This is a genomic window from Clostridium sp., assembly GCF_051650885.1.
GTDB lineage: Bacteria > Bacillota > Clostridia > Clostridiales > Clostridiaceae > Clostridium.
In genome coordinates this window covers 1-11,038 of the sequence record NZ_JBOFRG010000021.1, presented here as the reverse complement: position 1 = coordinate 11,038, position 11,038 = coordinate 1, and the positions used below count along the sequence as shown (strand labels likewise).

At 28.8% G+C, this 11,038-nt stretch carries 11 protein-coding genes; 3 read left to right on the top strand and 8 right to left on the bottom strand.

The features are described from left to right. Positions 1–962, bottom strand: a 962-nt coding sequence (locus tag ACRC28_RS00745; protein ID WP_438541542.1) for a hypothetical protein, incomplete at its 3' end; no start/stop codon positions are given. A 200-nt stretch (positions 963–1,162) separates the two neighbouring features. Here ACRC28_RS00745 and ACRC28_RS00740 point away from each other — a divergent pair. After that, complete coding sequence (locus ACRC28_RS00740; RefSeq protein WP_438541541.1) at positions 1,163–2,479, top strand: FAD-binding protein; 1,317 nt, start codon at positions 1,163–1,165, stop codon at positions 2,477–2,479. A gap of 55 nt (positions 2,480–2,534) precedes the next feature. Here ACRC28_RS00740 and ACRC28_RS00735 read toward each other — a convergent pair whose 3' ends face one another. The 5 genes from ACRC28_RS00735 to ACRC28_RS00715 all read right to left on the bottom strand — a co-directional run bounded on the left by ACRC28_RS00735 (position 2,535) and on the right by ACRC28_RS00715 (position 7,004). Then, positions 2,535–3,509, bottom strand: coding sequence for an ABC transporter permease (locus tag ACRC28_RS00735; protein WP_438541540.1), 975 nt, complete (start codon positions 3,507–3,509; stop codon positions 2,535–2,537). Positions 3,510–3,519: 10 nt separating this feature from the next. Then, entirely contained in the window at positions 3,520–4,251 is a 732-nt protein-coding gene (locus ACRC28_RS00730) for an ABC transporter permease (protein WP_438541539.1), read from the bottom strand. Between the two features lie 13 nt (positions 4,252–4,264). Beyond that, a complete protein-coding gene (locus ACRC28_RS00725; protein WP_438541538.1) occupies positions 4,265–5,005 on the bottom strand; it encodes an ABC transporter ATP-binding protein in 741 nt (246 codons plus the stop codon). Between the two features lie 172 nt (positions 5,006–5,177). Beyond that, complete coding sequence (locus ACRC28_RS00720; protein ID WP_438541537.1) at positions 5,178–6,005, bottom strand: MerR family transcriptional regulator; 828 nt, start codon at positions 6,003–6,005, stop codon at positions 5,178–5,180. Positions 6,006–6,152: 147 nt separating this feature from the next. Continuing rightward, entirely contained in the window at positions 6,153–7,004 is an 852-nt protein-coding gene (locus ACRC28_RS00715; protein WP_438541536.1) for a hypothetical protein, read from the bottom strand. A gap of 340 nt (positions 7,005–7,344) precedes the next feature. Between ACRC28_RS00715 and ACRC28_RS00710 the strand changes: the two genes are divergently transcribed. Then, the gene (locus ACRC28_RS00710) at positions 7,345–7,980 is read left to right on the top strand and encodes a lysozyme inhibitor LprI family protein (RefSeq protein ID WP_438541535.1); all 636 of its coding nucleotides are present in this window, start codon (positions 7,345–7,347) and stop codon (positions 7,978–7,980) included. Positions 7,981–8,061: 81 nt separating this feature from the next. Here the strand turns inward: ACRC28_RS00710 and ACRC28_RS00705 are convergent, their stop codons facing one another. Then, positions 8,062–8,235 (bottom strand): hypothetical protein, encoded by a 174-nt coding sequence (locus ACRC28_RS00705; protein ID WP_438541534.1) that lies wholly within the window; start codon positions 8,233–8,235, stop codon positions 8,062–8,064. 367 nt (positions 8,236–8,602) lie between these two features. On the opposite strand from ACRC28_RS00705, the gene ACRC28_RS00700 reads away from it, so the two are divergent. Further along, positions 8,603–9,253, top strand: a complete 651-nt coding sequence (locus tag ACRC28_RS00700; protein ID WP_438541533.1) for a lysozyme inhibitor LprI family protein — start codon at positions 8,603–8,605, stop codon at positions 9,251–9,253. 156 nt (positions 9,254–9,409) lie between these two features. Here the strand turns inward: ACRC28_RS00700 and ACRC28_RS00695 are convergent. Beyond that, positions 9,410–11,038 (bottom strand): LPXTG cell wall anchor domain-containing protein (locus ACRC28_RS00695; RefSeq protein ID WP_438541532.1); only part of this gene is annotated, 1,629 nt, incomplete at its 5' end.

Below are 11,038 nucleotides of genomic sequence, written 5' to 3'. Positions count from 1 at the left end.
ATAAAGCTTGATTTTCTTATTTCTTCTTCCATTGGTTTAATTTCTAATACTTCTTTTTTAGTGAATCTCTTGTATTCACCTTTTCTATCCATAACCATTCTAAGATTTTCAACAAATGCAATAGCACTGTCTAGATAATAGTCTTCTGTGAAAATCAAGCTTTCTTCAGCTGCTATGTTCATTTTTATTATGGCATTTATGGTCTCTAAGTCTTCATCTTTCTTAATTACCTTATATTCTATTAAAAATCCCATTAACTTTTCTTTAGGTATTACACCATATACTCTAAGCAATCCCTTTGTTATTTTTAATATTAAGTCATTTTTTTTCATATTTTCTTTATCAAAAGAATAATTTTCTATTACACTTGCTATTTCCTTTGGTATAAAATATCTTATATCTCCCTCTTCATTTATACCTATAGTGCCTATTCCTAATATATCTAATAACCCTGGGTATTTAAGTTCTTCAATTAAGTCTAAATCTATATTATATTCTTGAATTTTAAGCTTCATTAAATCCTTATATACATCCTCTGTTATGTACTGAAATAATTCCTTATAAGATTTCTCATAATTTTTTAAATAGTGCTTTACAAGTTGGACTTTTCTATCACCTTTTAAATATCCTATTGATAAAGTAGTTAACTTTGCTTTTATTTCATCTTTTTTCAAATGTGAAATAATCTCTTCAAGAGACCACTCCATCTTTCTTTTACAGTCCTTCTTAAAGCTTTTTTCTACACCTGCTAAAAACTCATCAAATATCTCTTTTGAAAGTTCAAATTCACCCTCCATAGGTATATCACTTTCAAACTTTTTCTCCTTTAGATGCTTTTCAAAATCTGCTCTGTTTTGCTTAGCACGTCTTCTCTCTTCAGCTTCCCAGTCATTACTTCTAAACTCTATACATTTTCCCTTATCATTCTTATCATCATTCTTATCATCAAAATTATCTTTCATTTCTCCTCCTTTTTATCTCTTTATATTTATATCCATATATTCAATTTATAAACTTCCTGTATATCCATATTATTCTTTTTATAATATTAGCATTTATCTGTATTCTATTCAAATTTATTATATTATCCCTTATTATGATAGCACTCCACTATCACTTTTCATATATTATATTATGAAAATCTAAAACTGAGGTGATGTATATGGAAATAATAAGACCTATAGACAAAATCTATAGAGCTGCAAGATTAGATTTTAATCGTGCCATTCAAAAATATCCTTGCCTAATTGTTTATTGTAGTTCTTTTAGTGATGTGCAAAATGCTATTCTTTATGCTCAAAAACAAAATTTAAGGATTAGAGTTAGAACTGGTGGACATAATTATGAAGGCTTTTCAAATGGTGATAAAGCACTTGTTATAGATATTAGTAATCTAAATAAAATAACCCTAAATTATAAAAACAATACACTTTCTGCACAAGCTGGTGCTTACCTTGCAGAAATATACAACTTACTTGGCTCTCGTAATATACCTTTCCCTGGTGGTGCGTGTCCTACAGTCTCTATAAGTGGTTTAACCCTTGGTGGTGGTTGGGGGTATTCAGCAAGATATTTAGGTTTAACTTGTGATAGTGTAACTGAAATCTCTTTAATTGATTATAATGGAAAACTTCTAACTTGTAGTAAGAAAGAAAACTCTGCTCTATTCTTCGCCTTAAGAGGTGCAGGTGGTGGAAACTTTGGTGTTGTAGTAGCTTTTAAATTTAGGCTTCCTAATAAAGTTTGTAATGTAACTCAATTTACAATAAACTATTCAAATATCTCTAAATCTGATTCCATAACCTTTTTTAAGATTTGGGAAAGTTTTATTAAAACTGCTCCTAACGAAATAAATATGAAGTGTTCTATTAGTAAAAATTCTGATTCAGATGAAGTAACCATTTTTTGCACTGGACTTTTCTATGGCTGTGAAAATGCTCTTTTAAATCTTTTAAAGCCATTTGATTTTACTTCTGGTTTTTCTTTAGACCTAACCTACACTTCCTTTTTACAAGCTATTTTGTTTATTGGTGCATCTTACCCACAAGAACAAACCTTCTTTTCTTACGGAAGATTTGTAGATAGAGATTTTACAGACTCTGAAATTGAAAGTTTAGTAAATATCATTTACTCTAAAATGCCTCTAAACTCACAAACTATAGAAATGAACTTTTATGGCTTAGGTGGTAAAGTTCGTGATTTCAAAGATACTTCTTTCTTCTATAGAAATAGTAATTATATTCTTTTAATAGAAACTACTTTTTCCGATAGACTTTACTCAAAAGAAAATAAAGCTTGGATAGATAAAAATGCAAAGCTTATTTATCCTATAACTAATGGCTCTTATATAAACTTCCCTTATTCTCCTCTTCCAAATTATCTTTACGATTATTTTGGATGTAATGTTTGTAAATTAAAAGCTATTAAGTCTTTTTATGACCCTTTAAATGTATTTAATTTTCCTCAAGGCATAAACTAAATATATTAATTCAAAGAAGACTATGAAATTTAAAACTTCATAGTCTGTATATTTTTTAATTTATCCCTTTTTTGTAGTTTATATTTCCTAAATATACTCCTATAAAAATAAATATAATTATAGAACAAACTACAAAGCTTAAATCTCCTATATTAAAATCTATAGTAAAATCTAATAATCTTTTTTGAGGAAATAAATTTCTTATTCCTTCTATTATTTTATTACTACCATCTACAGCTATTAAGCATCCACTAAAAAGACTTGTTATCATTCCAATTATTGCACCATTCATTTGAACTTCATTCATCTTTTTAAAAATATTGCTTATAAGAATCATCATACTTACACATAAGGTTCCTAAAAGAGCTATTACACTTAAGAATTCTAATATACTAACTTCTATGCTTATATTAAAAATCTCAATCATTCCCACTGAAATAATGCTAGTTGGAATTATAAGAACTATCATCATATAGAAAATTTGTCCTAAGGTATATTCTAAAAATGAAATATCTGCACTTAAAACTCTTAAATATACTCCTGAATCTCTATCTTGAAGGAAAAGGCTTCCTGTAGCTAATGCTCCATAAAATAAAAACATCATTAAAAATCCTACTATTTTAGTTACTACCATACTTTTTTCTTCAGTTCCCTTATATTCAGTCTTATTAATTACTGATTCTATAATTTCTTTTATATCCTTATTTGAATATTCATTTATCCTTATATCATTTCCTTCAAAGCTTATTTCAGCTAAATATGCACCTGTTATTAAAGAAGTATTTTTTATATTTTCATTTAAGCTTTGAACCTTTATCTCTTCACTTTCCTTAAATATCTCTTTAATCATATTTTCCTGAGTAACTGAAGGATTAACTAATACTATCTTTCCTTTCATTTCCTGAACTCCACCAAAATAAATTCCAAGTGAAACTATTATAGGAAGTACTATTAAAATCATCATTAATGTAACCTTATCTTTTAGAAGCCTAAGTAAATTCCCCTTTATTATTAAACCTATATTTCTCATATCTTTTCTCCTATAAATATTTTTCTACTTTAAATGTCCATTTTGTAATTATTAATAAAATTATTCCTATAATAATATTTACAACAATTATCATTCTAAGAGTCTCTGCATTGCCATCATAAATTGAATTTAATATTCCCTCTATTAAATACTTAACTGGTGATAGCTTACTTAATGAACTTATAAAATCACCAAAGCCTTCTAAGGAAATAAATGCTCCACCTAAAACACAAAGAATGGCTTGAACAAGATTAAAAATCCCATTACAAATTCCAACCTCTTTAACTAGGCTTAATAAAAACATTCCAAGAGCATTTGATAAAAAAGCTAGTGTTATAAAGCTTAAAATTATAATTAATTCATTTCCACCATAATTAATATTAAACAGGTATTTAAAAATTAAAATATTTAAGATTATAGATATACTAGAGAAAATACTTGAAGATATAACCTGGGAAATATATATTTTTTCCTTTCCAATTGGCATATACATAGCTCTCATATTTCCATCTATAACATCTTTATCACCAAAATTATATATAGCTAAAAGTCCTGTTCCCATAAATAAAAATATCATCATACTATTTGAATAATATTCATAGGAAGTTATTCCTGATTTAAAATAACCTTCTGCTAAATATCCAATTATAAAGGTTAAAATACTTGGATATAACACAAAATTTATTATCATTATTTTATTTTTAAACAAGCTATTAAGTTGCATCTTAATCATGTTTGTCATCTATCTAAGCCTCCTAATCTCTTAAATTTTTCCCAGTTAAACATAGGAATACTTCCTCTAAATTTTTATTTTCCTTATCACATCTATTTATAACCTCACTAATCTTTCCTTCTTCAATTACCTTTCCTAAATCAACTATAACCACCCTATCACAAATAGATTCAACCTCTTCCATATAATGAGTTGTATAAATAACTGATGTCCCCTCTTCCCTTAACCTTTTTATAGATTCTAAAATATGATTTCTTGACTGTGGGTCAATCCCTACAGTTGGTTCATCTAAAATTAAAATCTCAGGTTTATGAGCTAAAGCACAAGCTATATTAAGCCTTCTCTTCATTCCACCTGAAAAAGTTTTTGGTGTTTCATCCTTCTTCTCCTTAAGACCAACCATCTCCAAAGCCTCTAAAACTCTTTCCTTTAAAACATTTCCCCTTAAGCCATAAAATGAGGCAAAATACTTTACATTTTCATAAGCACTTAAATTTTCAAATAAAGCCAAGCTTTGAGGAACTACACCTAAATGCTTTTTATAATCTCTAATACTCTTTAAAATCGGCTTTCCTCTAAACTTTATTTCTCCACCATCACTCTTTAAGATAGTAGATAAAATATTTATAGTAGTACTTTTACCAGCACCATTAGGTCCTAAAAACCCTAAAATCTCCCCTTCCTCAAGACAAAAACTAACCCCATCTACAGCAACCTTGTCACCATAAACTTTTCTTAAATCCTTAACCTCTAAAATTCTCATAAATAATCTCCTTTTTCATAAAGTGCAACTGCACTAAGCTTTCTATAATTAAATCTTAAAGGTAGGAGTAACTCATAGGTCAACCCCTAAATATCACATTAATCTAATTTTTTTCAATAATAAAAAGAACTAGCCCAAGCTAGTTCTCACCACAATTCTAAATTTTCAATTTTCAATTTTTAATTTCTACGGGTAAAAATCCTTCTAAATACATAAATTCTTTATTATCTTCAAATACACCTAAAATCATTTTTAAATATACTTTTCCTAAAGGCTCTATCCCTCTTTTAGAGCATTCTTTCATAAATAAATTATAATTGTCTGAAAAAACTTTTTCCCCTTCTTCTTCTGTCCCTACAACTGGGATTTTTAAAACTGTATATAAGCATTCTTTATAAAAAAGATTTCCAATCTCTTTTCTAGCTTTTTTAATAACTAAATGCTTTTCCCCTATCATCTCTTCTTTATTAAAAGAAAACTCCTTTAATAAATTATCTAATGTATGAGCTCTATTAGACAATCCATTTTCTTCTACTGATTCTTTATACTTTAAAACTACAGTATTCGCATCTTCAATAGCAGTTTCAGTTATTTCACGAAGAACCTTAAAGGGTCCCAGACTTCTAATAGAAAACTTATCTATATTTTCTACAACATTTAAATAGTCACTTCTCGTCTTCTTAACCTTATTAAAAAGCTTCTTCATATTAGAAAGCTCTAAAGAAAGCTTTTTCTCTTGCTCCTCTAAAATCATCCCTACATGATTAAGTTCACTACAATCCTTAATCTCTTTAATTCTCTTAAGCTCAATTCCAAGTTCTCTATAAAAATTAATTAAATACAGGTTATGAATTCCTTCAATACTATATTTTCTATACCCATTTTCCTCATCCTTTATAGGCTCTATTAAACCCTTTTCCTCATAAAACTTTATAGTATCCCTAGATATTCCAAGCATCTCTGAAGCTTGACCAATGCTACAATAAACCTCTTCTCCCATTTCTCCTCCTAGATAAACTCAACTAAAGATTCAGATGTAATCAAAATCTCACCTAAATCAAGTCTCCTTTTATATTAAAATAATCTATAAAAAGTCGGTAAAATAGCTATAGGCTTTCTATTATATTCATATATCATCCATTTATTTTTAATAATTATCAACTTTTACAAAATTCTTTTTATCTCCATTTTTAGTTAACCCATCTTCTCCTAATGGATAAAACTCTAATAATTCTCCATTTTTCTCTACAACTATATATTCATCTCTAGACTCTCTTTCTCCTGCCATACTAAGTGCAAATACATGACTTCCTGACATTCCTTTTAAATCTGGGAATTGATTTTCTGTTCCCACATATTCTAATGTACCTAATTGACCTGACATATAGCTTAAGTATTCATATGCAATACTTTGTGCCTTCATATATTCATGTCCTAATACATAATTCATTTCAACTAATGGAATATTTTCATCTACTCCCTCAACTGTTTTATATTTAAATTCATCTAAAATTGTACCAAGTACTGTAATATTATCACCTTTAAGCACCTTAGGGTTTCCATCTTTTCCTTCTTCTCTTACATATTTAAATGCAAACATATCTCCCTCATATGGTCTTGAACCTAAGATTATTTGATATCCATCTTCTTCTACAACTTGTTCTACTAATACATTTATCTCTACTGCTAATCCTTTATATTCATCAATATATCTTAAAATATTATTCGGCTCTAAATTACTATTTTTTTCTTGGTCAACCTTGTCCTTATAGTAATTATATCTCTTTAATGGTCTATACTTTGTAGAATCCTGAATTTCTACTAATGACTCTCCGTCTTTAGAGACAATATCTACTGGAACATTATCCTTTTTTTCAGTCTCTTCTACTTTTACTAGCTCATTTTTCTCTTTTTTTTCTTCACTACTGCCACATCCAACAAATGCTCCAATAGTAACTATCCCTACTAAAATTAACCCTATAATCTTTTTTCTTTTCATCTCTTTTTCCCCATTTCTAATCTTTTGCTTACAAATTTCCATTTCATTATAACACATTTTGTTAATTTTATTAATATTTTAGACATATTTCTGCTTATTTTTTCTAATTTTTTATTTGAACTTTTTATAAATTATATTTTATAAATTTATAAGTCTATCCTCTTATTTACTATTAAATTTACAAAGCATTATATAATATACTGCTTTCTCCATACCTATTATGTCTTCATATAATATTTTCTTAATTTTTTTCAAATTTACATTCCTTTCATCTTATTGATTAATTTTCATATTATTTATATAGTAATAATGCAAAAGTTAGATATAAGGAGATTTTTATATGAACAAAAAGATAATCGGTATTATTGTTGGTATCATAATTGTAGTTGTTATAGCATGTTCTGTTGGATTTGTTATTATACATAAACAAAATGAAGCCTTACAACAAGCAAAATTACAACAACAAAAGCTTGAGCAACAAATGAAAGCTGACCAAGCTAAGGCAGAAGAAAAGGAAAAAGCTGAAGAAGCAGCAGCTAAAAAGAAAGAAGAGGCTAAAGAAAAAGCCGCTAAAGAAGCTAGTGAAAAGGCTAAAGAAAATGCTTCTTCTAATGCTCAAACTACTCAAACTGATAGAAATCAAATGAATAGTTTAAATGATACTAAAGCACAATTTTTAAATGAAATGTCAACCTTAAAGCCTACAAATCCATTCCCTGGAGGTCATCTAGGACAAGCAACTCAACAAGAATTACTTTATCACACTTGGGACGGTGAGCTTAATAAAATTTGGGGTGTTCTACAAAATATGCTACCTAAATCAGAAATGGCTAGCTTAACTGCAGATGAAAAAGCTTGGATACAAACAAAAGCTCAATATCAAGAAGGCTATAACAATGGTGATGCTCAAGCAACACGTGCCCTTGCTCAAATGACTAAAGAAAGATGTTATTACTTAGTAAATAATTATATGTAAATTAATATAATCCTTTACTAAGTAAAAGCACATAAAAAAATTAAGCACAGTAGAAAAATCTGCTGTGCTTCTTCTTTTCAATTAATGTGTATGATTGTGCTCTGCACATCCACAATGACAAACTTCCTTTGCATGAGCGTGCTCTTCACAACCACATTCACAATCTTCATGTGAGTGTGAATGAGTGTGAGTGTGCTCTTCGCATCCACATTCGCACTTCTCATGTGTATGTGGGTATTTATTTATATCTGACATACTATTTCCCCCTATAAACTTCTCTCTACATATATTATGTTCCTATACAATTTATAGAACAAAAACTTTCCCTTGTCTTATCTTTAAATAAAATTTACTTAAGACTATATTAATAGCTCTAACCATCTTTCCCTATATATATTGATTAATTTTTTATAAATTCAAGTTTTGTAATTTATTATCTTTTCTCCATATTTATTGCTAAATCATTCCTATAATATATGGTAAACTACAAGCTAATTATTTTTTTATTCATTCTATTTATATAACTAAATTGTTGTTAATTCTCATCTTATTTTATCTATTATCTGTATTTAATATATTTATATAATTTAAAAGAAAAACTTTTCAAGGAGGGAAATTTTATATGAATAAAAAAATAATTAGTGCTATTATCGGTATTATTGTCTTAGTTATTATTATTTGTTCCTTTAGTTTCTTCTTTATTCATAAGAAAGATGAGGCATTACAAAAACAAAAACTTGAACAGCAACAAAAACAAGAGCAACAAATAAAAGCTGAGCAAGCCAAAGCCAAGGAACTAACAACTAAGAAAAACCAAGAAGCTAAAGAAGAATCTTCTCAAAAACAAGTAAAAGAGCAGCCTACAAAAAGCACTACTTCTAACATCCAAACTACAGAAGTTACTCAAACTACTAAACCTACTCAAACTGATAAAAATCAAATGGATAATTTAAATGCTACTAAAACTCAATTTTTAAATGAAATGGCAAATATAAAATATCCAAAACTACTGCCTGGTGAACGTATAGGTATAGTGACTTTAGATGCCTCACGTTATCAAATGTGGAATAAAGAGCTTAACAAAATTTGGGGTGTTCTTAGAGATAACCTACCTCAATCAGAAATGGCTTCTTTAACAAAAGATGAGCAAAATTGGATACAACAAAAAAGTCAATATGATACAGGCTATAGGGCAGGCAATCAAGAAGCAACAAAGGCACTTTATCAAATGACTAAAGAAAGATGCTATTACTTAGTAAATAATTATATGTAATTTAAAATAATCCTTTACTAAACAAAAGCTATTTAAATAAGCACAGTAGAAATTTTCTATTGTGCTTATTTTTGCCTTTATACAATATTTTTCCTTACTTCTCATTCAAAAAAAATCACCTAAGATTATAAACCTTAGGTGATTAAATTAATTAAATTATTTTTCTTTTTTAGCTATAGCTTTATTTTTTCTTCTTAATACAGCTAATAACATACCTGCAATTCCCGCTCCTGCAACATATGGAAGTGAACTATTGTCACCTGTTTTAGGATTTTCTGCATTTACATTTTCTACTTTATTAATAGTATTTTGTCCCGCTTGTCCACTATTAGTAACTCCAGTATTTGATGCAACTACATTGTTTCCATTACTCAAATTATTTCCGTTATTTGTAGCACTTCCACCATTAACATCATTATTTTCTTTTACAATTATAACGATATTATGATTACCAGCTTCAGTTTTTGTTGGTATATTCTTTATTTCTTTTCCATTATCAACAATACCTATTATTGTTGAGTTTTCTGGTATTTTAGGCTGTGTAATAGTTGTTCCCTCTGCTCCTTTTGTAACAGTTGTACTAATTACTTTTCCATCCTGATTCTTCACAGTTACAGTTGTTGTTCCTTCTTGAACCTCTGGTTTTACGTCTGGCTTAACGTCAGGCTTAACATCCGGTTTTACGTCTGGTTTCACATCTGGCTTAACATCTGGTTTCACCTCAGGCTTAACATCCGGTTTTACGTCTGGTTTCACATCTGGCTTAACATCGGGTTTTACGTCTGGTTTTACGTCTGGTTTTACATCTGGTTTCACATCTGGCTTAACATCCGGTTTCACGTCTGGCTTAACATCCGGTGTTTTATCTTTTGCTATATTAACAATTATATTGCTATTACTATCCCCAAAAATCTTTGGTAAGTTTGGTATTACTTTATTATCTTCTGTTATATTCACCTTGTGGTAACCTTTTGGTATTACTTCTGTTATCCCTGTTTCACTTCCAACATTTCCTGTTACTGTTTTTGCTGGTACTATAACGTTATTTCCATCTTTGTATGTTACTGTTACACTACTTTTATTTTTTACTATATGGTAAATTATTGTTTGATCTTTGTTTCCTATTTCTGTTGGAATTCCTTCAACTACTTTTCCATCTTTATTTGTTATTTTTTCTATATGATATCCAGCTGGTGCTTCCGGTACTTTTAATCCTGTTTTTTCTTTTGGTGTACCTGTTGCTACTTGTTCTTTTCCATATTCTGTTCCATCTGGATAAACCATTTTCACTGTAATCTTTGCATTTTTCTCTATATTAACAACTACACTACTATTGCTGTCTCCAAATGTTTTTGGTAATTCATTTATTACAGTTTTACCATCTGTTATATTCACTAAATGATATCCATCTGGTACTGATGTTGTTATTTTTGTTTCGCTTCCTACATCTCCAGTTACTGTTTTCGCTGGAACTATAACGTTATTTCCGTCTTTGTAAGTTACTGTTACACTGCTTCTATTTTTTACTATATGGTAAATTATTGTTTGATCTTTGTTTCCTATTTCTGTTGGAATTCCTTCAACTACTTTTCCATCTTTATTTGTTATTTTTTCTATATGATATCCAGCTGGTGCTTCCGGTGCTGTTAATCCTGTTTTATCTTTTGGTGTACCTGTTGCTACTTGTTCTTTTCCACATTCTGTTCCATCTGGATAAACCATTTTCACTGTAATCTTTGCATTTTTCTCTATATTAACAACTACACTACTATTGCTGTCTCCAAA